Here is a 26,029-nt window from a genome sequence, read left to right on the forward strand (position 1 = left end):
CGATCATCGAGCGCAGCCGCAGAGGCTCGAAGACACTCTGGCCGGTTCCGATGTGCGCGCAGCATTGAAAGGCTGAGCACCTCCGCTCGCGTTTACATAGCCGACAACCGTGAGGTCAGAGGATTGCTCTACGCCATTCTGAACGGTCGGAGAGCTTATTTCGGCAAGGATCTGCCCCCGTGGCATTGAAAGCGCGTGGCCAACCTACAGAGGAAACAGAACTCGTTAACGGCATATGGGCTTTGACGATGGGCGATTTCAGCACCACGAAACTGAAATATTTGTCGATGCCGATCTCCATATCGGAGAGTCGCTCCATGATCGTCTGATACTCGCTGATCCCGGCTGTAACGAATTTCAAGAGATAGTCATAGCCACCGGAGACGAGATGGCATTCAATGACCTGGTCAACCTTTTCGACCGTCGCCAGGAAACGGGCGAAGTCGACCTGCCGGTGGTTCTTCAGGGTAATCTCGGTGAAAACCGTTAGCGTCTGGCCGAGCTTGGCGACGTTGATCTGCGCGGAATAGCCTTCGATAAAACCTTCCGACTGCAACTTTTTCACTCGCATCAGGCAGGGGCTCGGGGAAAGGTTGACGAGCTCGGCGAGTTCTACGTTGGTCACGCGCCCATTCTTCTGCAACTCATGTAAAATCTTTATATCGATCCGGTCGAGTTTCATCGCGTCACTCCGCCTGTCGAGCTGCAAAGAGGCGCAGCATGGTGTGCCGCCGTGTCTCGGACCGTCAGACTAACACGTTGGATCAACATGTCGATTGCGTTTCGAGGTTTTGAGAGGAACGAACAACTGCGGCAAATCGCAGGGACGGCATTTTATGCTGCCGTCGCCGATCCTGTGACTTATAGCTGAAACAGACCGTATAAGACATGGACTGGGCGACAGGTTGACTAGTTCGGAGAGCTCGACATTGGTGATGCGTCCATTCTTCTGCAGTTCATGAAGGATCTTGATGTCGGTGCGGTTGAGTTTCATGGCCTTTGGCCTCCGCTAATGAGAATGGCGCGAATGTCATCGGCGTCCTTTCCAGCGTCGACGACGATGCGACGCCCCTGTGGTAGAAGTGGCAGATGCCGCGGGACGATCTTGGCTGGATCGGGGCTGGCGATGGCAACGTCAAATACCCGACGCAATGCCCCTCGCGCCTTCTGATCGTCCGAAGTCACGGTTCGTTCCTCCTTTAGGTGTTGGAGGAGTGGATCGCGTCGCAGACGGCGTCCGTGACTTCCTTGGTGGTGGCCGTCCCGCCGACATCCGGGGTGAGGATGCCCGCGCCGGTGACCGTCTCGACAGCGCGCATGAGGCGGGCCGCAGCCTCCTGCTCGCCGAGATGCTCCAACATCTGGGCCGCAGTCCAGAAGGAGGCGACAGGGTTAGCAATGGCTTTGCCGGTAATGTCGAATGCCGAGCCGTGGATCGGTTCGAACATCGAGGGGAAGCGGCGCTGCGGATCGATATTGGCCGTGGGGGCAACTCCGATGCTGCCGGCGAGCGCGCCGGCCAGATCGGAGAGGATGTCCGCGTGCAGATTGGTCGCGACAATGGTATCAAGGCTCTGCGGCCTCAGCGTCATCCTGACGGTCATGGCATCGACCAGCATCTTGTCCCAGGTGACGTCAGGAAATTCTTCAGCCACCTCGGCGGCGATCTCGTCCCACATGACCATGCCGTGGCGCTGGGCATTTGATTTGGTCACCACCGTCAGCAACTTGCGCGGCCGCGCCTGCGCCAGCTTGAAAGCATAGCGCATGATGCGAGTGACGCCGACGCGCGTGAAGATAGCGACTTCGGTTCCAACTTCCTCCGGCAGGCCGCGATGGGCACGGCCGCCATTGCCGGAATACTCGCCTTCGGAATTCTCGCGGACGATCACCCAGTCGAGATCGCCGACGCCGCAATTGCGTAGCGGAGGGGTGATACCTGGAAGGATCTTGGTCGGCCGGACATTGGCATATTGGTCGAAGCCCTGGCAGATCGGCAGCCTGAGCCCCCAGAGGGTAATGTGGTCAGGAACATCCGGCGCTCCGACGGCGCCGAAATAGATTGCGTCGAACTTCTTCAACCGCTCAAGCCCGTCGCAGGGCATCATCACGCCGTGTTTCTTGTAATAGTCGGAACCCCAGTCGAAGTTTTCGATGGTGAATTTCACGTCGCCCAGACGTTCTTCCAGAGTTGCGAGTACGCTCCGTCCGGCAGCAATGACCTCGGGGCCTATCCCGTCCGCGGGGATGGCTGCAATAGAGTATTCACGCATCAATCTTCTCCAGTAGCGCCGTTGCATTCACCGCAGGAAGGAAAGGCTCTCTGCACTCAACCAAAGCGTAGGTCCTGGAGCTCGGTTTACTCAATCATCAAAAAATTATATAAAATATCGATATAATGGGAGATGGCACATGGAGCTTGAACAGTTGCGCTGCTTCATTGCCGTTGCGGAAGAGCTTCATTTCGGCCGGGCGGCTCAAAGGATAGGATTGCTTCCCGCATCGCTTGGACGCCACGTCCGCTTGCTCGAAGAGTCGGTCGGGAGCCAGTTGCTGTACCGCACGACCCGAAGCGTCTCGCTGACCGAGGACGGGGTCGCTCTCTTGGAAGAGGTCAGGCCGCTTCTGGCCCGGCTGAATGAGCTTGAACAACGGTTTCGCGCGAACCAGCGGCAACGCAGTCATGTCTTGCGCATAGGCGCAATCGACAGCGCGGCCGCCGGCCTCCTCCCCACGCTGATCCAGGACTTCCGAGCAATCGCCCCCGACGTCAAAACCCAACTGATAGAGGACAAATCCATTCGGCTTGTGCCGAAGCTCTTGGCCGGCGGACTGGACCTGGCGTTCATCAGGCCGCGCTCTGAAATGAGCCGAAACCTTGCAGTCGAGGATCTGTTTTCCGAAACACCCGTCGTGGCAGTGCCAGCCGCGCACGCACTCGCCGACAATATGAGCGTCTCCACCCTTGATCTGGCGGACGCGCCGCTGATCGTACCGGACAGACGATCCAGACCCCACAGCTATGATTTGACGCTGAATATGTTTGCGGCGGCAGGCCTGCACCCACACATTGCCCAGGTCGCTGATGAAAAACAAACGATCGTCAGTATGGTCGCGGCCGGGTTGGGTCTCGCCGTCGTCCCAAGGTGGACGACATCGCTTGCTTCAGCTGGCGTCCGCTTTCTGCCCGTGGACAACGGGACCGGTCAGCCGGTGCAGACACTGCCGTTGGCGGCTGCCTGGATGAAAGCAGTTCGAGATCCAGAAAGAGATGCTCTGCTTGATCTCCTAAGGCAGAATCTCGCGAGATATTCCGCACAGGCATGATCGAATTGTTGTCGACATTAGCTTTGTCTAATGCCTTGAAGGTAGGACGAAAAGCAGACGCTATCGTGATGCGATTCCGGAGGAAGGTGTTTGGCGCCGGAGAGTCGGCGACCCTTTAGATCCAAGGCGGTCGTTCTCCCGACCGAATCTATTGAATACGCGGGAGCTTCGCTATCGGCGCTGGGTTGTTCCGAGTTTGCCCCCCGTCTGCGGAAGATCCGCTCCAGATCATGCGGGGCATCCTGCACGAGATTGCCGAGGACGTTTTCGGCCCTCTCGGCGACATCTGGACGCTTGCCGATCCGGCCGTCGTCGACGATCTAGCTCCGAAAAACTGCGCTGGTTCCATAAATATGCTTTTCGCTCAGAATCGCCGCAACAGGTTGATTTCCGCGTATTTAGCGATTTTTGCGGAGGCTTCTGTTCCTATCCGGCAAAGCGGTGGATGTTACAAGTCTCCGCGCATTCAGGCACCCGCAACCAAATACGCATAGACCAAACCAGCATACATACACCCGCCACCGGCGGGCTTTGTCGTATTTGCCTAAAACTTCACACCAATAAATCAGAAGCCCCGGATCGCGAAAGCGGCCGGGGCTTTTGTGTGTCTGGAGCCCGGGGTGGCTGACACGAGAATAGCTCAGCTCGTCACGGCCTTCAGTTGCGCGATGGCGTGACGCCTGCCGGCGGGTCATGGTGTGCAGGCAGCGGGATGAACGAGAGAATGGCTGCACATCTGCAGAAACGTCGATCCGCCGTTTCATATTGTGGTAAATGCCGCGTGCAATAGAGGAGCATATAGGCTTCTGCCGTCACGGTTCGCCGGTTCTTCCCAGGTCTTGGAGTATCGCGGGGTTGCTTCATAACCGTCATTTGGAGACTGCAATTGGGCAAGCAGTCGTTCTGCCGACAGACCGCCTTCGACGATGTGTGCCGGCGCCAGGGGTCTGGATCGCCGTCACGGCCCGGAAGGCGTATTTGGGGCGGCGTTAGCCGGTGATTATCGGCGAAAAGGATAGCTTCTCGCAGAATCCTATGAGCTTCCGCACAGCATCGGAACCCGGCTCCGTCACTGCGGGGTCCGTGCCTATGAGGGTGATCACGCATTGGGCTCTACCCTGCCAATCGAGGATGGGTGCGGCAATCGCAACGAGGCCGGGGATGAAGCGTCCTTCCACTGATGAGAATCCACGCATTCGGACCGTCTCGGTCATTCTCTCGATGTCCTGCTCCGTTCGCAATTGGCTGTTCACGGTGGATGATGCCTTGCGTGCGGCGCGTAGTTCCGCTTCGCGGATCGCCTGAAGCGGCGCCGGCGGAGCCCAGGTGAGAAAGGCCCGTCCGGTCGCGGAGTTAAGAAGCGGCAGGATGGTGCCGAGGCCCATCGACGTGACCGTGGGCGTGGCGGCTCGCTCCCAGCGGACGACGGTCGCACCATGCGTGCCCCAGACCGACAGAAGCACGGTCAGGCCGGATTCGAGGCAGAGCTCCGGAAGAGCGTCGGACGCACGATTGACGAAGTCATGCCGGGCGAGCGCCGCAAGACCGAGCGCGATCGCGCCTTCACCGAGATCGTATTTGCCGGACTTGCCAGCCTGGACGACCAGGCCCGCGTTTAGGAATGACGTCAGATAGCGGTGCACCTTGCTCGGTGGCATGCCGCAGTCGCGCGCCAGTTCCGACAGCGACATCGGACGCAGATAGCCGCCCATCGCGCTCAAGAGCTTCAACGCCGCGTCCAGCGACTGGATGCCGCCGGACTGGCGATCGCTTTCGTCGTCCTTATCCATCTTCACCCAGTAATTTGCGCAGTACCTCTATTTCGCTGGCGACAATAGCATCGCCCGCCGGCTTGAACAGGCCCCGGAGCTCGCCGCCCACAGCCGCGACCTCGCCTGCTACCGTGATCTCATAGCCGAGCCGCAGGGTTTTGCGGCCCCACTCCTCGATCGAAAGCGCGATGCGAAGCCGGTCGCCGTCGCGCATAGGCCTGCGGAACTGTGCCTTTGCTTCCAGGAGGCCGATGCCGACCGCGCCGAGGGTTTGGCAGATTTTTCCATGGCCCCCAAAGTTACGCAACCAGTCGTGGAAGGCGCGATCAAACCAAGCGTAGGTCCGGGGGTAGAAAACGATCCCCGCCGGATCGCAGTCGCCAAAACTCACCGAATATTCGAGCACATGTGTGGCTCTCAATTTTGCACCATATGAAACTAGTTGCACTGTGTGGAAAAATATCTATCATCAGGACCGGGAACTGTCGAGTGACTTGGGAGGAAACATGTCGCAACTGTCCAGCGTGGAGATACTCGGGGGAGGCCCTGCGGGGCTCTACACCGCAATCCTCTTGCGGCGTGCCATGCCGCATCTGCGCCTGCGCGTGACGGAACAGAATCCCAAAGGTGCGACCTTCGGATTCGGTGTAGTCTTTTCCGATCAAGCGCTGGATTTCCTGAGGGCGGATGATCCGGAAACGCATGATCTCATCACGCCCGCCATGGAGCGCTGGCGCAACATGACCTTGAACCTTCCCGGTGGGCAGGCCGTCCTCGATGGCGTCGGTTTCTCGGCCATCGGGCGGCTGGAACTGATCGAGGTCCTGCGCAAGCGCGCAGAAGCCCTCGGCGTCGAAATCCGTTTTTCGCATCTGATCGAATCGCTGGACGAAGTGCAGGCCGACCTGATCATCGGCGCCGACGGGCTGAACTCGCTCGTGCGGCGGTCCAACCAGGCGGACTTTGCGCCGACGATCGAGCATTTCAGCAATCATTTTGCCTGGTTCGGCACGGAACGGCCTTTCGACACCCTGACCCAGACTTTCGTGAAAATGCAGAGGGGTGCGTTCAATGCGCATCACTACCGCTACCAGCCTGATCGCAGTACTTTCATTGTCGAATGCGACGACGCCACATTCCAGGCCTATGGCTTTGCGGCCATGGACGAGGCCGAGAGCGCGCGGGTCTGCGAGTCGATCTTCGCCGATCTTCTTGATGGCGCGCCGCTGATCACCAATAAGTCCACGTGGCGGCAGTTTCCTCGTCTCTGGTGCGAAAACTGGGTAGTCGGTCGTCACGTGCTTCTCGGGGATGCCGCTCATACCGCCCACTTCTCCATCGGCTCCGGCACGCGGCTTGCCATGGAGGATGCCATCGCGCTTGTCCGGGCACTCTCGTCTCACGACGATGTCGAACAGGCATTGACTGCCTATCAGGCGGAGCGCCAACCGATCGCTAGGAAGATCGTCGATGCCGCCAACACGTCCGCCACATGGTATGAGAATTTTGCCGCCAAGATGGATCTGTCGCCGGTCGATTTCGGGCTCGACTATCTGATGCGCTCGGGCCGTGTCGATATGGACAGGCTGCGCCGGATGGCTCCCGGCTTCATGGCAAGATACGATGCGGAGAAGGGCGGCGGCAATATCGCCGATCCCGTCGGCCACGATAATGCGGGTGCTACGGAGGTTGGCTTCAGGCGGGAGGACCATCCGAATTGTTCTTCAATCCTCTGGGACAATCTCTTCCGCAATCCGGACAAGCTTGCGCTGATCGGCCCGGCGGGATCGCTGACCTATGCCGAGTTGGCGACCGAGGCGGCACGCTGGGGGAATGCCTTCATCGCCGCTGGGCTTAAGCGTGGCGACCGGATTCCGTTCTTCCTCGACGACACGCCTGTCTATCCGGCTGCCTTCTTCGGAGCAGTCCGCGCTGGCTTCGTGCCGGTCCTGCTCAACACCCAGACCACGGCCGATGTGCTGAATTTCTTCCTTCAGGACACGGGCGCGAAGATCGCGCTGTGCGAAGCAGCGCTTGCGAGGCGCTTTGAGGGCGAGGCGCTACGCGGCACGACGCTCGAGCGGGTGGTGATCGTCAATGGCGCGGCGGATGGCGAAGGGCGCATCGCGGCGGCGGACTTTCTTGCTGGGCAGCCCGACACGCTCGATTGCGCCGATACCGGGCCAGAGGACATGGCCTTCTGGATGTATTCCTCGGGTTCGACGGGGCGGCCCAAGGGGATCGTCCACCTCCACCATGACATGGCCTATACGCAGGCTTCCTTTGGCAAGCACGCGCTCAAGCTGGCCGAGGATGACATTTGCTTCTCCGTCCCGAAGATCTTCTTTGCCTATGGTTTCGGCAACGCTCTCACGTTCCCGTTTTCCATCGGCGCGACGACGCTTCTGATGCCGGGCCAGCCGAGGCCCGATGCGGTGCTCGACATGATCGAAAAATACCGGCCGACGGTGCTCTTCGGATTGCCGACGCTTTATACGGCGCTGGCGCGGACGGAAAATGTCGGGTCGCGCGATCTGAGTTCGCTCCGGCAATCGATGTCGGCGGCGGAAATCCTGTCGCAGGATATTTACGACGCCTGGAAAAGTCTGACTGGCCATGGTCCGACCGAGGGACTGGGGTCGACCGAACTGCTTCACATCTACCTCTCGAACAGCCTTTCCGATCACCGCATCGGTTCGGCCGGCGCGCGGGTGCCGGGTTACGAAATCCGGCTGGAGACGCCGGATGGCAGGGTGCCGGAGCCCGGAGAGGAAGGTGTCATGTTCGTGCGAGGCGATTCTTCCGCTCCGTCTTACTGGAATCGGTCCGACAAGACGAAGGAGACGATGCGGGGCGACTGGATCTATACCGGCGACCGCTTCATCGAGGTTGACGGTTACTATTATTTCCAGGGCCGCGCCGACGAGCTTATCAAGGTTTCGGGCCAATGGGTCTGGCCGCTTGAGGTTGAACGCTGTCTCAACGAGCATCCCGATGTCCATGAATGCGCGGTCATGGCCCATCAACTCGAGGACCGCCGAATGACGCTGCGGGCCGTAATCAGGCTGAGGGAGGGGCGCGCCGCGACTGAAGTGCAGTCGGATGCGTTGCGCGCCTATGTGAAGACGCGGCTGCAGCCCTACAAATATCCGCGCATCGTGGATTATGTCGCCGACCTGCCGAAGACCGGAACGGGGAAGATCGATCGCCAGGCACTGGCCGCGATGCCGGTGCGGCAAGATACTGCAATCGGACTTTGAAGCGCATGACCAGAGGAGGGGAAACCATGGGAACTTATGTACTTGTCCATGGCGCATGTCATGATGGCAGCCATTTTGAAGCTTGCGCCGCGCCCATTCGCGCAGCCGGGCATACCGTCCACTGCCCGACGCTGAAGGGCAACCGGCCGGGAGACGACCGCAAGGCCGTGACACTGGACGATGCGATCGACTCCCTCGTGGCGTTCTTCGAGGAAAACGACATTCAGGACGCGGTTCTGGTCGGCCACAGCTGGGGCGGCATGGCCATCACCGGGGCAGCCGACCGGTTGGGTCCGGGACGTGTGCGTCGTCTCGTCTATTTCAGCGCCTTCGTGCCCAACAATGGCGAAAGCCTGATCGATATGTGCCCGCCGCATTATCAGGCGCTGTTTCCGCAGCTTGCCGGCGAGACCGGCGAAGTTTTGTTTCCCTATCCGATCCTGCGTGAAACCTTCATCAACGACGGAACGGAGGAGCAGGCGCGGTCGCTCTTCAACAGCCTCAACGCCCAGCCCTTCAACACGATGAACGACAGGATCAGGCTCTCGAAAAACCCGGCGGAGCTCATGATCGGCAAGTCCTTCCTGCACTGCACGGAAGATACGTCGCTGCCGCAGTCGCTACCCTTCCATCCGCGTCTTTCGGAAAAGCTCGGGCTCTACCGTCTGATCAGCATGCCCGGCAGTCATTCGACGCATGTAACGGCGCCCGCGCTGCTCGGCGAGAAGATCATGGAAGCCGGGCGGGATTGAAGCCGCAAACTTAGGCGAAAGCCCAAACGCTCCGCGGATCACCGCGCAGCCAGAACTACAACCAACAAGGAAAGATAGATGACCCTGGTCCTACCCGCTCCTGCCACCCCCACCGTCGCCGTCGCCGGATCGGATGCTAGATTTCCGGTACGCAGGATATTCTGCGTCGGCCGCAATTATGCGGCACATGCGCGCGAAATGGGCAAGGACCCTGACCGGGAGCCGCCATTCTTCTTCAGCAAGCCGGCGGATGCCGTGGTCGATTCCGGTGAAACCGTGGCCTATCCGCCCCAGACCGAGAATTTCCACTACGAGGCCGAACTGGTCGTGGCGATCGGCAAGGGTGGATGCACCATAGCGGAGGCGGACGCGCTCGATCACATCTGGGGCTATGCTGTCGGCAATGATCTGACGCGGCGCGACCTACAATTGGCCGCGCGTGACGTGGGCCGGCCCTGGGATTTCGGCAAGGCGTTCGACCGCTCCGCCATTATCGGCCCGGTGCATGCGGTATCCGAGACGGGGCATCCCGCGAAGGGGTCGATCCGGCTTGCGGTCAATGGCGTGGTCAAGCAGGATGCGGATCTGGCCGAACTGATATGGTCGGTTCCGGAAGTCATTTCCTATCTCTCGCAGTCGATCGCACTTGCGCCCGGCGATCTCATCATGACGGGAACGCCAGCCGGGGTCGGTCCGCTGGTGCCGGGTGATGTTTGCACCGTGAGCATCAAGGGTCTGGGCGAGATTTCCACCACGATCGGGCCGAGGGACTGAAAATGGTCCTCAACCTCCACAATTTCTTCCGCTCCTCGACATCGACGCGGCTCCGCGCAGCGCTCAATCTCAAGGGGTTGGCCTATGATTATGTCCCCTATGTTTTGCGCCGTGGCGATACGCGAAAGCCCGAATATCTGGCGATGAACCCCCAGGGTCTCGTGCCGGTTCTGGAGCGGGAAGACGGAAGCTTTCTGACGCAATCGCTCGCCATCATCGAATGGCTGGAGGAGACGCATCCCACGCCCGCGTTGCTCCCCACCGATCCGGATGGGCGGGCACGGGTGCGTGCGCTTGCCTATATGATCGCCTGCGAAATCCACCCGCTGAACAATCTTCGCGTGCTCGGCTATATCGCCGACCACTTCGGCGCGAGCGAGGATGGCCAGAAGGAATGGTTCACCCATTGGGTGGCGACGACGTTCGACGCGCTTGAGACGATGCTGGCTCGCCATCCGCGCACCGGCGCCTTCTGCCACGGCGACGTGCCGGGCCTCGCCGACATCTGCCTTTATGCGCAGGTCTGGAACAATCAGCGCTTCGGGATCGCCACGTCGGCCTGGCCGACCATCCAACGGATTTTCGCGCGCCTCGACACAATACCGGCGTTCAGCAACGCCGCGCCGCCCCGGCAACCCGATGCGGCCTGAGACCGTGAAACGGAGGATATGCCATGCATGATGAGATCCACGGCAAGCCGGCCAATGCGATGCAGCCTGATGATACGCCGGAATTGCGCGCGCTGTATGAGGGCTTCGAGGCGATGCATCTGATGCCGCTCTGGACACAGCTCGGCGATCTGATGCCGCGCCATCCGAAGCCCAAGGCTGTCCCGCATGTGTGGAAATGGGCCGATCTGCTGCCGCTCGCCCAGACATCGGGGGACCTGGTGCCTGTGGGCCGTGGCGGCGAACGGCGGGCCATCGGCCTTGCCAATCCGGGCCTTGGTGGACATGCTTATGTCAGCCCCACGCTCTGGGCCGCGATCCAGTATCTCGGCCCGCGTGAGACGGCGCCTGAGCATCGCCATGCGCAAAACGCCTTCCGCTTCGTGGTCGAAGGCGAAGGCGTGTGGACGGTGGTGAACGGCGATCCCGTACGCATGAGCCGGGGCGACCTGCTTCTGACGCCCGGTTGGCATTTTCACGGCCATCACAACGATACCGACAAGCCGATGGCCTGGATCGACGGGCTCGATATTCCGTTTGCGCAACAGAACGATGTCGGCTTCTTCGAATTCGGTTCCGACCGGGTGACGGACTATGCGACCCCGCGCTTCTCGCGGGGAGAGCGGCTCTGGTGCCATCCGGGCCTTCGCCCGCTGTCGGGCCTGCGGGATACGGTTGCTTCGCCGATTGGCGCCTATCGCTGGGAACATACCGACCGCGCGCTGACAGAGCAGCTGCTTCTTGAGGAAGAAGGCCAGCCCGCGACCGTCGAGCAAGGTCATGCTGCCATCCGCTACGTCAATCCCACGACTGGAGGCGATGTCATGTCGACCATCCGCTGCGAATTCCACCGCTTGCGGGTGGGCACCGACACGCCGCCGCGCCGCGAGGTGGGCTCGACCGTGTTCCAGGTCTTCGACGGTAAGGGCGCGGCCGTGATTGGCGGAGTTACGCATAAGCTGGATATCGGAGATATTTTTGTGATCCCGTCCTGGATTCCCTGGTCGCTTCAAGCCGAAACGCAATTCGACCTGTTCCGCTTTTCCGATGCGCCGATCATGGAGCGACTCAATTTCATGCGTAGCCATGTCGAAATGGCCGAAACATGAGCCAGACGCTGGAGGAGGCCCGGATCGCATTGCGCGAAAGGCAGGGCAGGGGCGCGCGCCATGACGCAGCGCTCGCGCCCTCGCAAGCGCTGGACTGGGCTCGACTCGGCACGGCCTATTTTGCCCGCTTGCTCAACGATCTCTCCGATCACGCTCTTGATGAACCTAGCGCCGTGGAAGGGTTCAGCCGGCGGCGGCTTGTCGCTTATGCCGGTTACCATGCGCGTCTGCTGAGCGAATTCGTGGCTTGGGGAAGGGCCGGCGTGGCCGGACCTTTTCCGCGCAATCTCGACGTTGCCGCCGACGATCTCGAATTCGGCATCACCCAGCCCTCGCGGGCATTGCGTTATCTCTTCGACCATTCTGCGGTTCATCTCAATGTCGAATGGCGCGATCTGAGCAATGAAGATTGGGGCCGCTCGGTGGCCGACACCACAGGACGAAAGACCCATCTGCGCGATACGCCACTGACGCGGGCTCGCAAGCTCTGGCTTCTTGCCATCGATCTGAATTCTGGCGGCCGGTTTGCGGATATGCCGGCGGGTTTCGTCGATTTCCTGATCCTCGACCAGGCCTCGCGACGGCTTCCGACCGGGAGGTTCGCGCTGGTCGCGACCGATCGGGCCGCCCCACTGATCATGGGCCAGGCGCCAGCAATAATCGTCAGAGGGACTGCCCGCGACCTCGTGGGTTGGCTCAGTGGAAAGGGCGTAGGCAAACTAAGCGCCGAAGGTGGTGCCTTGCCTGCCCTCGCGCCGCGTCCCGCCATCGGACCGGCCTAGGATAGTTTCCACCTAGGCACATCAGCGTGCTTCGAGCTTGTCCAGATTGGTATGGATGATCTTCAGCGCCGATTTCAGCCAAGCAACTTCAGCCTCGCTGAATGTCTCGACGCCGACCGCCTCGAACTCTGCTGCGAGCGGCATCAACTTCTGCACGAGCGCATCGCCCGAGGGCGTAAGCATGATCGAAACTGTGCGCCCGTCGTCGGGCCGGGTGCGCGACACCAGTCCTTTCTTCTTCATCACTGTGACCAGACGCGACAGGGTGGAGATTTCGACCGTAACCATGGGGCTCAGATCTGTCAGCCTTTGCGGGCCCTCCTGCTTCAGGATGGCCAGGACGCGGTACATGGGCAAAGTAACGTCAAAATCGTGCAGCCGTTCCAAAAAAAGCTCGCCCATGCGCACGCCGACGCGATTTAGAAGATAGGGAAGGGATCCGGTAAATCGATAGGACATTTTCGCTCGCAATTATTGCATCTGCACTGAATAGCCGTAGCCGAGGGCATGTGCAATCAAATGTCGCGTTCGTCCGGGCAAATGAAAGCCGGCCTCATCGAGGCCGGCTATGATGGCAGGTATTCCTGCCGGTCAGTGCGCGATGCCACTTCCCTTCTCGGTCGTCGCATGCAGGAAGGTGAGGCCCGTCAAAACGCAGCCAACCACTGCCGTTATCGAGAAGATGTAGAAGTTCCACTCCGGTGCGAGCCCTCGCTGCAGCACGGCGCCACCGATCAGTGGTCCGGCGATACCACCCAGCCGGCCGACCGCGAGCGAAAAGCCAAGGCCCGTTCCGCGGATCTGGACAGGATAGAAGCGGCCGACCAGAACATTCGAGAGGATTTGGGTTCCGATCGTACCGGCGCCGGCAAGAGCGACAAGTGCGTACATGAGAACGCCCTGCTTCAGCGTAAGCATGTAGATCGTTGCGGCGCCGATCGCGAACAATACGGCGACAGTCATCTTCACATGGCCCCTATCGGCAATCCGGCCGGCAATGACGATACCGATGGCGGCGCCGACATTGAGCATGATCGCAAACAGCAGCGCCGAACTGATGTCGTAACCCATCTTGTTCATGATGGTTGGCAGCCAGTTCACCATGCCGAAGGTCAGCAGCAGGGAGCAGAAATGAATCCCCCAGGCGTTCAGCGTCAGCGCAAGCCGCCCTTCCGCAAACAGCGTCAGGATACCCTGCTTTCCAGAAGTGGTCGGCTGGTGCAGAACCCGTTCCAGGCCGAAAGTATCGCAGATTGCGTCAGCCTCGGCACGGCGGCCTTTGGCGACGAGCCAGTCGGGCGACTCAGGCAGTGACTTGATCAGGAACGGCAGTGCCAGCAAAGGCGCGCCGCCGATGATCATCAGGGGACGCCAGCCGTAATGCTGCAGGATCAGCATGCCAAGAATACCCGAGAGAATGCCGCCCAGCAGATAGCCCATAAAGGACAGCGAGTTGGCCAGCGCCTTTCGTTTGGTGGGCGAGAATTCGAGAATGAGTGCGGTCACCGTCGGCAGAAGCGCGCCAAGCCCGAGCCCGCTCAGGAAGCGCGTGCCTGCGAAGACCGGGAAGTTCGGAGCAAGCCCGCTTGCGATCATCATGACGGAAAAGCTGGCGAGGCTACCGAGAACGACTTTCTTCCGGCCAATGCGATCGGCGAGAGTGCCGGCGATTGCAGCACCGAGCAGCATGCCGAACAGGGTCAAGGCGGCGGCGCGGCCGACGAGAGACGGATCCAGGGCCCATTCCACCTGCTTGAGCAGCGCGGGTGCAATGACACCGAAGACCACTAAGTCATAGCCGTCGAACATTATCATGAAGCCGCACATGGCAATGACACTTGCCGTACTTTTGGTTTGCGCCATCATGGCGCTCATTTCCTGCGAAGACATGGCTCCTCCTCCGTGATTTCGCTTTGAAAAAAGGCCGAAGCCCAAAAATCAAAGACTCCCCTTCCGTCATCGGGTTTGTGAACGGCGCGCAAGGCATGCTTGTCCGACAGTCCTCTCCCGCCCGATGCCCACCAATAAAAGATTGCAAATGCAAATATTGCAAGAGAAAATCTGATACCGATTAAAATTATCTTCGGCGGGGACCTCAAATGGGTCGACCGGTAGTGAGATTGCGGTCTCGTCCATTACGGCTAAGAAAATATTTGCATTGACAATAATTGCAAACGCAAATATTTGGTAAAAATCGGAATGGGAGAGAGATCATGCAGATTTTATCCGATGGAATGGTCGGCGCAAATTTTCGTGCCGCGATGCGAAAATTTCCAGCGACAGTCACCGTGATCACGGCGGTAAAGGACGGTATCGACCATGGCATGACAGTCACGGCGGTCACCTCCGTTTCCATGGATCCGCCGTCGCTGGTGATCTGCCTCAACAACAAGACCCTCCTGCACGAAATGCTGCTGTGTCAGCCGGATTTCGCGGTGAATGTGCTCAGTCACGCTCAGCGGCCGCTGTCTGAGGCATTCGCCGGCAAAGTCGAGCCGCATGCGCGCTTCGGACTGGCGAACTGGCGGCGGCACGAGGCCGGCATGCAGCTTCTCGACGATGCGAACGCCAATGTCGTCTGCCGCCGCATGGCTGCCGTGCCTTATGGCACCCACACGCTTTTCATTGGTCAGGTCGTTCACGCGACCGTGGCCCCCAGCACCATACCGCTGATCTACGAGGACGCCCGATACTGCGTTTCGCAGCCGGCAGCCTGATCGCGGAAGACGAAGGAGGAGATCATGAAACTCGAATTCATCGAAAGCGGCGGGGAAAACCTGGCCCGCATCATGCGCGACGGTTCCCTGAAGGACCGGGTCCTGCCGCTTCTGCCGACATTCAGGGACCGGGCATTGGCGACCGAAAGGGCGCGCCGGGTGCCGGCGGAAAATATCGCTGCGCTACGCGAGGCCGGCTATTTCGATGCGGTCAAGCCGGCCGCCTATGGTGGCGTGCCGAAGCCCTTTTCAGAGCTTGTCGACGCCAATATCGAACTTGCCTCGGCCTGCGCTTCGACTGGGTGGGTCGCGGGCCTTCTGTCGGCACATCAATGGCTGCTCGCCATGTTTCCCAAGGCCGCGCAGGATGATGTCTGGGGGAAAATCCGGATGCGCTTCTCTGCGGTTCCTATGCGCCGACCTCCATGGCTGAGGCCGCCGAAGACGGTTATCGGCTGAACGGCCGCTGGGCTTTTGCCAGCGGCTGCGAGAATGCCGACTGGTCGCTCTGCGCCGCCATCCTCCCCGCCGAGGGCGAGCGGAAGCCGGTTCCCGCCTTCCTGCTCGTGCCCGCGACGCAATATGAAATCGAGGACACCTGGGATGTGGCGGGGCTGGCGGGAACGGGGTCCAAGACCCTGATCCTCAGCAATGTTACCGTGCCGAAATATCGCGTGCTCACATTCCCGGATGCCACAAGCGGTCGCACGCCGGGCGCCAGGTTCTATGCCCAAACCGGTCTTTTCAACATGCCGCTTCTGACCGGCATTCCGTCCTGCCTCGCCTCCGCCGCCGTCGGCGCGGCGAAGGGCGCACTGGAGAGCTATGTTGCGTCTACCGGCACCCGAGTCACTCGCGGGGCGGTCGCCGGCGGTAACAGCCGCATGGCGGAATTTGCGACGATACAGCTGCGGGTGGCAGAAGCTGCGGCCAGCGTCGATGCGGCACGCGAGATCCTGCTGCGTGACGTGGCGCGGGCCGAGGAACTGGCAAGTTCAGGCAGCGAATTCATGATCGAGGACAGATTGCTGAGCCGCCGCGGCCAATCCTTTGCCGTCAACCTGGCGCTGCGAGCCGTGGAGGCGCTTAACGCGTCCACCGGCGGACTTGGCCTCAACATGGACAATCCGGTGCAACGGGCCTGGCGGGATGCCAATGCCGTCGGCCGCCATATCAGCATGAACTGGGATGCCGTCGGCACAATGGTCGGCCAGCATATGCTCGGCCTCGAGCCGAAGGGCCAATACTGAAACAAGAACGGGAGAGAGACATGCAAGGCAAAATCGCGCTCGAGGAACATTTCGCCATTCCGGAAACGCTGATGGATTCGGCCGGGTTCGTACCGGGCGATTACTGGACCGAGCTTCAGTCCCGATTGCTCGACATTCAGGACAAGCGGCTGAAACTGATGGATGCGCATGGGATCGAAACCATGATCCTGTCGCTCAACGCGCCGGCCGTTCAGGCCATCGCCGAGACGGGACGGGCCATCGATATCGCCCGCCGCGCCAATGATGCGCTAGCCGAAGAATGTGCCAAGCGTCCCGACCGCTTTCGTGCCTTTGCTGCCCTGCCGCTGCAGGACCCCGAGGCGGCCGCCCAGGAACTGGAGCGCTGCGTCAAGGAGCTGGGCTTCGTCGGCGCGCTCGTCAACGGCTTCAGTCAGCGCGCGGATACCGATGCGCTTCTCTATTACGACCTGCCGCAATATCGCGGCTTCTGGGCGACGGTCGCCGCCCTCAACGTGCCGTTCTACCTTCATCCGCGCAATCCCCTGCCGCAGGACAGCCGGATCTATGAGGGCCACCCCTGGCTGATGGGCCCGACCTGGGCCTTTGCCCAGGAAACGGCGGTCCATGCATTGCGCCTGATGGGATCGGGCCTGTTCGACGAGCATCCCAATCTCAGGATCATCCTCGGCCATATGGGCGAAGGTCTTCCCTATATGATGTGGCGCATCGACCACCGCAATGCTTGGGTCAAGGTGCCGCCGAAATATCCGGCCAAGCGCCGCATCGCCGACTATTTCAACGAGAATTTCTACATCACGACATCGGGGAATTTCCGTACCCAGACGCTCATCGATGCAATGCTGGAAATCGGCGCCGACCGGATCCTCTTCTCGACCGACTGGCCCTTCGAGAACATCGATCACGCCGCCGATTGGTTCGATACCACGACGATTTCGGAGGCCGATCGGGCGAAAATCGGCCGGACCAATGCCAAGCTACTCTTCGGGATATGAGGGAGGGCAAGATGGTCACGAACTATCCGCTTTTCACCGAGGAAAACTCGGTCGAGGCCGTTAATACGCGCATGGGCGGGGATATCGATCCCCGCCTGCGTGAGATCATGTCGGCCATCGTGCGTCATCTTCATGCCGCGGTGAAGGAGATCGAGCCGACGCATGAGGAATGGCTGGCGGCGATCGAGTTCCTCACCAGGACCGGTCAGATGTGCGATGAGTGGCGGCAGGAGTTCATCCTGCTCTCGGACGTGCTCGGTGTGTCCATGCTGGTCGATGCGATCAACCATCGACGCCCCTCGGGCGCGACGGAGAACACCATTCTCGGTCCGTTCTACGTGCCGGAGGCACCGCGTTATGCGCGGGGGACGAACATCTGTCTCGACGGCAAAGGTGAGCCGCTCGTGGTCGGCGGCTTTGTCAGGGACACCGATGGAAATCCGATCGAAGGCGCGCTGATCGACGTCTGGCAGACCAACGACGACGGCTTCTACGACGTCCAGCAGAAAGGCACGCAGCCGGATTGGAATCTGCGCGGTGTCTTCACTACGGACGGGGAGGGCGGCTATCGGTTTCGTTCCGTCAAACCGCGCTATTATCCGATCCCCGACGACGGGCCGGTGGGTAAGCTGCTGGGGCGCCTCGGCCGGCATCCGAACCGCGCGGCGCATATCCATTTCATCGTCAGCGCCGAGGGTTACGATCCCGTTGTTACCCATATCTTCCCCCGGATTGCCAATATCTGGATCAGGATGCAGTGTTCGGGGTGAAGGAGAGTCTCATTGCCGATTTCCGGACACGGCAGGAGGACGGCGTGGGCGAGGACGAGGGTCTTAATGCGCCCTATTGGCAGGTCGACTGGGACTTCGTGCTGACAAAAAGGGCTGAGACCTGAGATGAAAGACTTCGTCTACAACGGATTGGCAACGCGCGTGATTTTCGGTACCGACACGCTCAAACAGCTTGCCGATGAGGTGAAGCGGCTCGGCATGTCCCGGCCGCTGGTCCTTTCCACGCCTCATCAGAACAGCGAGGCGGAAAGGGTAGCGGACCTGATCGGGACACAGGCCGTGATCTTTTCGGGCGCGGTCATGCATACGCCTGTCGAGGTTACGCAGGAGGCAATGACGGTTGTCGAGAAAACCAGTGCCGATGGTCTGATCGCAATCGGTGGCGGCTCGACAACCGGCCTTTCGAAGGCAATCGCGCTTCGCACGGATCTGCCGCAGCTCATCGTGCCGACGACTTATGCGGGGTCGGAAATGACGCCCATTCTCGGGCAGACCGAAGATGGCCGCAAAGTCACGCTCCGTGATATGCGCGTGTTGCCGGAAACGGTTATCTACGACGTCTCGCTCACACTGGAACTTCCGGTGCATTTATCAGCGGTCAGCGGCCTCAACGCGATTGCACATGCGGTCGAGGCACTCTACGCCCGCGACCGCAACCCGGTGACCAATCTGATGGCAGAGGACGGGATCCGCGCGCTGGCGCGGGCGCTGCCGCAGATTGTCCGTGATAGCCTGAACGTTGAGGCCCGCTCAGATGCTCTCTATGGTGCATGGCTCTGCGGCATCTGCCTGGGTTGCGTCGGAATGGCGCTTCATCACAAGCTTTGCCACACGCTGGGCGGCATGTTCGACCTGCCGCATGCCGAAACCCACAGCGTGATCCTGCCTTACGCGATGCGTTACAACATGCAAGCTGCACCCGAAGCGGCCGCAAAAGTGGCGCGGGCGCTGAGTGTGGAGAATGCCGCAACCGGACTCCGGAACCTCACCCGGGAGATCGGTGCGCCGCTGTCTCTTGCTGCAATCGGCATGCCGGGCGAGCGTATAGGCGAAGCGGCCGCCCAGGCGGTGTCCAATCCCTATTGGAATCCGGCGCCTGTCACCGAACCGGCTATTCGGGCGCTGTTGACGGATGCATTCGACGGCGGTTGGCGCGACTGAACTGTTTCGATCTGCGCGCGATACCTGCAGATCTTCGCAGCTCCAAGACGTCAAGCTTCCGCCTAGGAGCAGGCCGACTATGATGCGCTCGCAAGCGAGCGCGACGATCTGGTCGAACTGATCGACAACCATCTCTCCGACGAGGATACGGGCCAGCGGATAAGATCGACAAGCGCTTGCATTTCAGCGTTCCCGTTCCGTCTCGAAGATCGCTTTGCGGATGATCGCGTGCACACCCCAGTTTCCGTCAACGACCTGCGTGACGCCAAAGTCGACGGCTGCCGACATTACCGCAACGGCCTCATCCTCGCTGAGACGATGGGTCGCCATGAGGAACCGCCGCGCCTTGCGGAAGGCGTCCTTCATCGCAAGGTCGAGCGAAGACTTGGCATAGACCTCGCCTTGTCCTTTCGCACCAAATTCGGTGAGATAATCGGGATGGCTGAAGCCGGTCAGCACCCATTCCGTAGGCGTTTCGATCAACGGATATGTCGGATCACATAAGCGCTCGTCCCGCTTGTGCAGCGTGATCCTGACCCGGCCGGTCATGGAGCACTCGATCGCCGTTCCCGAGAGTTCGCCATCGCCTTGCGCGGCATGTGGATCCCCGATCGAAAGCAATCCGCCATGCACGGATACCGGCAGGAACACGCTTGATCCTTTGCCAAGCCGCCAGTTGTCGAGATTACCCCCGAAATAGGCCGGCGGCACGGAATCGATGAAGTCCACCTCTCTCGGAGCCAGAGCAACGACGCCGAAATGCGGACGCAGTGGTATGCGCACATGGCCGATCGCCGACTGGTGGACTTCGAGGTCGGACGTCTTCACTGGCACTCCGGGATAATCGTAGGTCCGGTGAACGACGCCGTAGGGGTCTGTCTGTGGCGCCCAATGATACGAATATAGTGCCTGGGCGTAGCCTTCGTCGGGAAAGATTTCGTAGATTGTTACGTTTTCACGCGGCTTCGGCTCCTTGAGCAATTCACCGTAGTGGTAGCCCCACCAAGCTGCGACGTTGCTGCCAAAATAGCGTCCTTCGTGACCTGGACCTCGACTGGGGCGTGGCAACATGTCCTCGATATGAACTTCGATAACATCGCCGGGCTCAGCGTTCTTGACGTAGATTGGGCCAGTGCAGATGTGGAACGCCGAAACCTTCTCCGGCCCCGCGGCCGAAGATGGATGCATCGACAGGGCCTGCACCGCGTCGGTCCACCGATTTTCTCTCCCGCGTCCAATGGAAGACTTCTTCGGCAGCAGCATCCCCCTCGATCATCAATTCGGGTGCGTCGGAGGCATGTTGACTAAGGGTCTCGACCTCGACGGTATCACCCGGGCTTATCTCCAGCACCGGTTCAAGCGAACGACTAAAATAGCCCCAGTGAATATTCGTGGCGTCGATTCTCAGTTTGTGGTGCGCCGTCGCGGGAACCGTCACAGGCTCGACGCAGCCTTGGCCAGCTTTCGCGGTGCGATCCATCATGTTGCGGACTATTGCTTTTTTCGAGGCGAGCGCCTTCACTGGCCATCCCCGCTGCGCTGCGTTCAGTCCGTCGAGCTGATTATCAAGGTGACGATTTCGAAAGGCGCCTGGTGGAAGACCGAAGCGCTCCTTAAAGACCCGGTTGAAGTTCGCTGCATCATTGAAGCCGCAGCTGTAAGCAACATCGGCGACCGGCAATCTGGTCTCGGCAGGAGTGACCAATGCACTTCGGGCACGCTGAAGGCGGCGCTCCCGCAGGTAGTGCGTGAAGCTCTCGCCGTTCTGCTCAAACAGTTTCTGCAAGTAGCGCTCGGAAATGCCTTCGACCCGAGACACTTTGGCGGCCGAGAGATCGGGATCGTGCAGACGTTTTTCGATTGCAAGCGTGATCCGGTTGAAGAGCGCTGCGACGCTTGGTGTCGCCCGCATGTCCGTCGCCTCGGTCTCGACAATCATCGTCACGAAGAGATCTGCAATGAACTGTTCAAACGACTGCCATTCGGCGACGGAAATGTCGTCGATCTCCCCGGACGCACTTTCGACTGCACGAATGAGGACAGCGGCCAAGCCCTTTGCCGGGTAGCAGCGTGGATCGGCAAATGGTGTCCAACCGGCGCCTCGGCGCTGCAGGGCGGCGTCGGAGAGCGTGAATGCGACGACCCGGTTGTTTCCGGTAAGCTTCATCTCCCACTGCCTATCCATCTGCAGCACGATTAAAGCGCCACTGCCAACCGTTAAGGTGAAACTGCCGCCGACCACCTCCACGTCCGCGTCAAGCGGTATCATGCCCATCAGCATGCGCGACCGTTGCGGCATCGATGACAGTATCTGCGAGCCAGCGACAAGGCGTGCCAGTATGACGCCGTCTCGGTCACCGCGGAGAACGGCGCTTGAATAGCTGACGGTTTCTTCGGCCATTGCAACAGAATGAAGATGTAGCTCCGCGAGGACCTCGCGCCACATGTCGCCGCGAGCGTCGTGCGGATAGGATTCGGCTATAAATTGCCTCACGTTCATCCCTACATCCAAGGTGCCGACCGGCGCATCCACTGCGCCGATCGTTTTATATTGCACTTGCGAAGGGTCAAACGCCAGACCTGGCCTTAGTAGCATCGGAACACGTTCTTCCGGATTGAGCCATGCACGCCCCAGTTTGCATCCACCACCTGCGTGACACCGAAATCAGCGGCTACTGACATCAGCGCGATCGCCTCGTCCTCGCTCATCTTGTGCGCCGTCATCAGGAAGCGCCGCAGCTTGCGGAAGGCGTCACGCATGGCGCGGTCGACACTGGAATGCTGAGCGATCTCGGTTTGCGCATTGAGGCCGAGGCTTTCCAGGTAGTTAGGATAGGTAAAACCGTAGACCGACCATTGTTCGTCCGTTTCAAGCATGGGATGCGCCAAACCTTCCAGGATAGTGCCCCCGAGATCCGCTTTTTTATGCAGCACAAATTCGAAATCGCCAGTCAATGAGGTCTCGATGGCCGTCCCCCCGAGTTCACTGTCACCTTGCGCAGCATGAGGATCGCCGACGGAAAAATAGGCGCCATTGACTGCGACAGGATAATACATCCGTGCGCCCCGCCCCATGCGCCAGTCGTCGATATTGCCACCCGTGTAGGAGGGCGGGATCGAACTCACGAAGTCGGCCTCCGCTGGGGCGAGCCCCATGGTGCCGAAATGAAGGCGTGCGGGAACACGCACGTTCTGCAAGATGTTTTCTCGACGCTTGATCAGTCTGTGGTCCACGCGGACGCCGGGATAATCAATTGTCGGGTGAACGACGCCGTCCGGATCGGTTTGCGGCGTCCAGACGTAGTTATAAACCGCCTTTGCATAAGGCTCTCCAGCCGTATCGAGCTCGAAGATCGTCACGACTTCACGTGGCTTAGGCTCTTCGATAAGGTCGTGGTAATGGAAGCCCCAGTTGGCCGCGGCATTTGAGCCGAAACACCGGCCGGCATAGCAGGCACTGCAACTTGGCCGGGGCCGCACGTCGAGAATGCGCACCTCTAGGATGTCGCCTGGCTCCGCACCTTTGATCGCCACTGGGCCGGTGAGCAGATGCACGCCGACGCCCTCACCTGCGCCGATCTTGTATGGGCCATCGGTTGGTCCCGAACCGCGTCGTGCGATGGTCTTCTGTTCCTTGGTCCAGTGGAAGATCGCCTCTGCCGCGGGATCCCCTTCGATCATGCGCTCGTAGTCGTCATTGGCGTGATGGGTGAGGGTTTCGATTGTCGCCCGGTCGCCGGACTTCAGTGTAAGCGCCGGTTCGACCGCCTTGCTGAAGTAGCCCCAGTGAACCGTCGAAGGCGAAACTGGCAATGTGTGGTGTCTCATCTAGATCTCCGATTGTGGTGCTGTCTGTCGGACGCTCAGGTGGTCTGACTAGCTTCCTCGTCAATAATCTGAAGGAATTGCGCGGTGCGGGGGTTCTTAGGCCGTAAGAGAACGTCGTCGGCAGCGCCCTGTTCGATGACGGCGCCATCAGCCAGGAAAACCGCCCGGTCGGCCACATCGCGTGCAAAGCCGATCTGATGGGTCGAAATGACCATTGTCAGCCCATCTTCGATCGCGAGGCGTCGGATCACTTCGAGGACCTCGCTTACCAGTTCAGGGTCAAGGGCGGAGGTTGGCTCGTCAAGAAGCAGGATTGCCGGATTTGGCGCCAGCGCCCGGGCTATAGCTACCCGCTGCTGCTGGCCGCCGGACATATGACGCGGTAAAGCATCTGCGCGGTGAGAAAGGCCTACACGGGCCAGAAGCTCCATCGCCCTGCGATCCGATTCGTTCACGGACAGTCCCTGCACCCAGCGCAAGGGGCCGGCGATATTTTCCTTCGCCGTCAGATGCCCGAACAGATTAAAGTTCTGGAACACCATGCCTACCCCGACGCTTGCCCGCTCGTTGGCAATGGCGCGTGGCGATAGCGATCGGCCATCGGGGCCGGTGCCGATCCTGCGCCCCAAGACCCCGATGGTGCCGCCGTCCCATGTCTCAAGGTGATTGATACAGCGCAGGAGCGTACTCTTACCCGAACCGCTGGGTCCGAGGAGGGCCACCACCTCCCCAATCCTTATATTGAGATCAAGCCCGTTGAGCACGGTCCGGCCGGAGTAGGTCTTGCAAAGGTGCCTGATCTCGATGGCAGGCCGGCTCGAGGCTAGGGCAGCGCAACGCTTTTCCTTATCGATTGGCCGCGCGGCCTTCACGGATGCTGGCGGAAGCGGCGTCAGAGAAGTGCCCACAGGCTTCTCCGAGGCGATTTCGTCAACGTGAGCAGACCTTGCGCGCCGCAGCGGTAGTAGCCTCGTCAATCTATCTCGACCGCTTGGAGCATCGAGATCCAGCATGGCTTCGACAACAAGCTGGATGACGGCGATGCCTCCTGTCAACACGAGATACATCAAGCCTGAAGCGAAAAAGATCGAGAAAAAATCGAACGTTGCTGATGCGAGCTGCGTGCTTCGAAGCGTCAACTCCTGCACCGACACGACCGAGGCGAGCGAGGAATTCTTGAGCGCACTCACTGCCTCGTTGCCAAGACCCGGCACCATCGTGCGGATTGCCTGCGCAGCGATGATGCGTCGCATGATGGCAGACGGAGTCATGCCGAGCGCTTGCCCTGCCGCGATCTGCCCCCGATCGACGGCGAGCACATTGGCGCGGATGATCTCCGCAATGAAGGGAGCCTCGTTGAGCGCAAGCGCCAGGCTCGCGGCCTCGACAGCAGTGAGCCTAATGCCGATCAGCGGCAGCGCGTTGTAACAGAAGATCATCTGCAGGATGAGCGGAGTGCCGCGAAAGATGATGGCATAGGCACGCGCGACCACCGCCAGCATGCGGAAGCGGCTGAGCTGCATTGCGGCAAGAACGATGCCCATTATGGCGCCGCCAAGAAGGCCGATGCCGGTGATGAGCAGTGTATAGGCGATCCCGGTCATCAGATAGGACTGACTGAGATAATGGAAGAAAAGATCCATTTTGGTCTACTCGGCTTCAGTGGGAGTCGTTGACCGGGCCTTTTGATGCCCGGTCTCGCAGATGAACGCTCAATCGCCGAGGACGAGCTTTGGTTCTTCCAGCTGGTCTTCCGGAAGATTCCACTTCTTCATCATCTCGACCTGCAGACCAGACTTCTGGATTTCAGTCAGGGCGGCCATCACCGCTGCACGGAAATCGGGGTTATCGCGCGGGACGGCGATACCGACCGAGTAGGGCAGGTCGACAGAAGCGGCCTTCTCCAGCTTGTCGGGATAGGCCTTGACTGCTCCATCGACGGTGTTCACGTCGTTGATATAGGTATCCGCACGACCGGCTAGGATTGCCTGGATGCAGTTGGCGTTATTGTCGTAAAGCTGGATCTCCGGCGCCGGTAGGCCAGCTGCCTTGCACTCCGCTTCCAGAGCCTGGATCAACGGCACTTCGACATAGCCGGTATTCTCTGCAGCGACGGCGCCACACAGAGATTTGTTGATACCATCGATTTTCTTCGGATTGGCCTTGGCCACCAGGACGCCGTCATAGACCTTGAGATACGTGATGAAATCGGCAGCCCTGGCGCGATCCTTGGTGGCGTAGATGTCAGAAATGACGATATCAGCTTGGCCAGCCTGAAGCGTGGTCAAAAGGGCTGCGAAGGTGACGGCCTTGTATTCCAGCTTGAGGCCGAGGCACTCACCGATAGCTTCGGCGAGATCGATGTCGAAGCCGATGTATTTGGTCGGATCACTGGGATTGATCGACTCGTATCCCGGCGTATGTGGGTTGATCGCGTTGACAAGCGTCTTGTCCTTAAGAGAAGGATTTTTTGCCTGTAGGTCCGCGCAAGCCGCTGGTGCTGCAGCACGCGCTTCAGAGACAGGCACAAACATTGCTGTACCAACTGCCACTGCAAATAGATGAGCTACAAAGCCGAGTCCAAGCCAGGTCCGGCGAATCGTCTGATTGCTCCCAATTCCAAGATTTTTCATTTCCCGCTCCATTGTTTTAGCGCTGCCTTATTTGTTGCAGCAGACACGAGGGAGCTTAGGCGCACTTTATCGATGGGCAGTTGTCGGTGGGCGCACATATTATTGTTATTTAGAGCGGAAGAATTATCGTTTCACATCAATTGCTTAACTATTGTGCATCGTCCGATTAAAAAACGCTCAGACTCGAGATCCTACTTGATTGCAGAGTAA

At 60.0% G+C, this 26,029-nt stretch carries 21 protein-coding genes and 3 pseudogenes; 12 read left to right on the forward strand and 12 right to left on the reverse strand.

Annotation, left to right across the window (positions count from 1 at the left end; translation table 11 throughout):
- Positions 1-115: 115 nt before the first annotated feature.
- The 3 genes and pseudogenes from MHI61_RS06265 to MHI61_RS06275 all read right to left on the reverse strand — a co-directional run bounded on the left by MHI61_RS06265 (position 116) and on the right by MHI61_RS06275 (position 2,273).
- Positions 116-682, reverse strand: a complete 567-nt coding sequence (locus MHI61_RS06265; RefSeq protein WP_239791343.1) for an Lrp/AsnC family transcriptional regulator — start codon at positions 680-682, stop codon at positions 116-118.
- A gap of 195 nt (positions 683-877) precedes the next feature.
- Positions 878-994, reverse strand: a pseudogene (locus tag MHI61_RS06270) (winged helix-turn-helix transcriptional regulator); the annotation flags it as partial.
- Between the two features lie 205 nt (positions 995-1,199).
- Positions 1,200-2,273, reverse strand: a complete 1,074-nt coding sequence (locus tag MHI61_RS06275) for a tartrate dehydrogenase (protein ID WP_239791344.1) — start codon at positions 2,271-2,273, stop codon at positions 1,200-1,202.
- Positions 2,274-2,412: 139 nt separating this feature from the next.
- Here MHI61_RS06275 and MHI61_RS06280 point away from each other — a divergent pair, with 139 nt between their 5' ends.
- A complete protein-coding gene (locus MHI61_RS06280) occupies positions 2,413-3,327 on the forward strand; it encodes a LysR family transcriptional regulator (RefSeq protein ID WP_239791345.1) in 915 nt (304 codons plus the stop codon).
- A 989-nt stretch (positions 3,328-4,316) separates the two neighbouring features.
- On the opposite strand, the gene MHI61_RS06285 is transcribed toward MHI61_RS06280, so the two are convergent.
- A complete protein-coding gene (locus MHI61_RS06285) occupies positions 4,317-5,117 on the reverse strand; it encodes an IclR family transcriptional regulator (RefSeq protein WP_239791346.1) in 801 nt (266 codons plus the stop codon).
- Positions 5,110-5,505 (reverse strand): acyl-CoA thioesterase, encoded by a 396-nt coding sequence (locus MHI61_RS06290; RefSeq protein ID WP_239791347.1) that lies wholly within the window; start codon positions 5,503-5,505, stop codon positions 5,110-5,112. The genes MHI61_RS06285 and MHI61_RS06290 overlap by 8 nt, the downstream gene beginning before the upstream one ends.
- A gap of 100 nt (positions 5,506-5,605) precedes the next feature.
- Here MHI61_RS06290 and MHI61_RS06295 point away from each other — a divergent pair, with 100 nt between their 5' ends.
- The 6 genes from MHI61_RS06295 (at position 5,606) to MHI61_RS06320 (ending at position 12,444) form a co-directional block, all read left to right on the forward strand.
- Entirely contained in the window at positions 5,606-8,359 is a 2,754-nt protein-coding gene (locus MHI61_RS06295) for a benzoate-CoA ligase family protein (RefSeq protein WP_239792792.1), read from the forward strand.
- A 26-nt stretch (positions 8,360-8,385) separates the two neighbouring features.
- Positions 8,386-9,111, forward strand: coding sequence for an alpha/beta hydrolase (locus MHI61_RS06300; protein ID WP_239791348.1), 726 nt, complete (start codon positions 8,386-8,388; stop codon positions 9,109-9,111).
- Positions 9,112-9,189: 78 nt separating this feature from the next.
- On the forward strand, positions 9,190-9,885 hold the full coding sequence (locus MHI61_RS06305) for a fumarylacetoacetate hydrolase family protein (protein ID WP_239791349.1): 696 nt from the start codon (positions 9,190-9,192) through the stop codon (positions 9,883-9,885).
- Between the two features lie 2 nt (positions 9,886-9,887).
- Complete coding sequence (gene maiA / locus MHI61_RS06310) at positions 9,888-10,535, forward strand: maleylacetoacetate isomerase (RefSeq protein ID WP_239791350.1); 648 nt, start codon at positions 9,888-9,890, stop codon at positions 10,533-10,535.
- Between the two features lie 23 nt (positions 10,536-10,558).
- Entirely contained in the window at positions 10,559-11,662 is a 1,104-nt protein-coding gene (locus tag MHI61_RS06315; RefSeq protein ID WP_239791351.1) for a cupin domain-containing protein, read from the forward strand.
- On the forward strand, positions 11,659-12,444 hold the full coding sequence (locus MHI61_RS06320) for a maleylpyruvate isomerase N-terminal domain-containing protein (protein ID WP_239791352.1): 786 nt from the start codon (positions 11,659-11,661) through the stop codon (positions 12,442-12,444). The genes MHI61_RS06315 and MHI61_RS06320 overlap by 4 nt, the downstream gene beginning before the upstream one ends.
- 21 nt (positions 12,445-12,465) lie before the next feature.
- On the opposite strand, the gene MHI61_RS06325 is transcribed toward MHI61_RS06320, so the two are convergent.
- Both MHI61_RS06325 and MHI61_RS06330 read right to left on the reverse strand, forming a co-directional pair.
- On the reverse strand, positions 12,466-12,903 hold the full coding sequence (locus tag MHI61_RS06325; RefSeq protein WP_097582091.1) for a MarR family transcriptional regulator: 438 nt from the start codon (positions 12,901-12,903) through the stop codon (positions 12,466-12,468).
- 132 nt (positions 12,904-13,035) lie between these two features.
- The gene (locus MHI61_RS06330; RefSeq protein WP_239791353.1) at positions 13,036-14,334 is read right to left on the reverse strand and encodes an aromatic acid/H+ symport family MFS transporter; all 1,299 of its coding nucleotides are present in this window, start codon (positions 14,332-14,334) and stop codon (positions 13,036-13,038) included.
- A gap of 323 nt (positions 14,335-14,657) precedes the next feature.
- Between MHI61_RS06330 and MHI61_RS06335 the strand changes: the two genes are divergently transcribed.
- The 5 genes and pseudogenes from MHI61_RS06335 to MHI61_RS06355 all read left to right on the forward strand — a co-directional run bounded on the left by MHI61_RS06335 (position 14,658) and on the right by MHI61_RS06355 (position 19,358).
- A complete protein-coding gene (locus tag MHI61_RS06335) occupies positions 14,658-15,161 on the forward strand; it encodes a flavin reductase family protein (RefSeq protein WP_239791354.1) in 504 nt (167 codons plus the stop codon).
- Between the two features lie 72 nt (positions 15,162-15,233).
- Positions 15,234-16,411, forward strand: a pseudogene (locus MHI61_RS06340) (flavin-dependent monooxygenase).
- A 20-nt stretch (positions 16,412-16,431) separates the two neighbouring features.
- Positions 16,432-17,406, forward strand: a complete 975-nt coding sequence (tsdA, locus tag MHI61_RS06345) for a gamma-resorcylate decarboxylase (RefSeq protein WP_239791355.1) — start codon at positions 16,432-16,434, stop codon at positions 17,404-17,406.
- Positions 17,407-17,417: 11 nt separating this feature from the next.
- Positions 17,418-18,301: pseudogene (locus MHI61_RS06350) on the forward strand (intradiol ring-cleavage dioxygenase).
- 1 nt (position 18,302) lies between these two features.
- Positions 18,303-19,358, forward strand: coding sequence for a maleylacetate reductase (locus MHI61_RS06355; protein WP_239791356.1), 1,056 nt, complete (start codon positions 18,303-18,305; stop codon positions 19,356-19,358).
- A gap of 183 nt (positions 19,359-19,541) precedes the next feature.
- On the opposite strand, the gene MHI61_RS32775 is transcribed toward MHI61_RS06355, so the two are convergent.
- From MHI61_RS32775 to MHI61_RS06375, 5 genes are all read right to left on the reverse strand, one after another.
- Positions 19,542-20,546, reverse strand: coding sequence for an acetamidase/formamidase family protein (locus tag MHI61_RS32775; RefSeq protein ID WP_345774868.1), 1,005 nt, complete (start codon positions 20,544-20,546; stop codon positions 19,542-19,544).
- Positions 20,464-21,891: a helix-turn-helix transcriptional regulator gene (locus MHI61_RS32780; RefSeq protein WP_345774862.1), complete on the reverse strand. Its 1,428-nt coding sequence runs from the start codon at positions 21,889-21,891 to the stop codon at positions 20,464-20,466. Before MHI61_RS32780 ends, MHI61_RS32775 begins: the two co-directional genes overlap by 83 nt.
- A 53-nt stretch (positions 21,892-21,944) precedes the next feature.
- Positions 21,945-23,186 (reverse strand): acetamidase/formamidase family protein, encoded by a 1,242-nt coding sequence (locus MHI61_RS06365; RefSeq protein ID WP_239791357.1) that lies wholly within the window; start codon positions 23,184-23,186, stop codon positions 21,945-21,947.
- Between the two features lie 35 nt (positions 23,187-23,221).
- Positions 23,222-24,829 carry an amino acid ABC transporter permease/ATP-binding protein gene (locus MHI61_RS06370; protein ID WP_239791358.1) on the reverse strand — a complete coding sequence of 536 codons (1,608 nt, stop codon included), beginning with the start codon at positions 24,827-24,829 and terminating at the stop codon, positions 23,222-23,224.
- 69 nt (positions 24,830-24,898) lie between these two features.
- Complete coding sequence (locus tag MHI61_RS06375) at positions 24,899-25,819, reverse strand: ABC transporter substrate-binding protein (RefSeq protein ID WP_239791359.1); 921 nt, start codon at positions 25,817-25,819, stop codon at positions 24,899-24,901.
- Between the last annotated feature and the right edge of the window lie 210 nt (positions 25,820-26,029).

The organism is Rhizobium sp. K102 (assembly GCF_022385315.1).
Classification (GTDB): Bacteria; Pseudomonadota; Alphaproteobacteria; order Rhizobiales; family Rhizobiaceae; genus Rhizobium; species Rhizobium croatiense.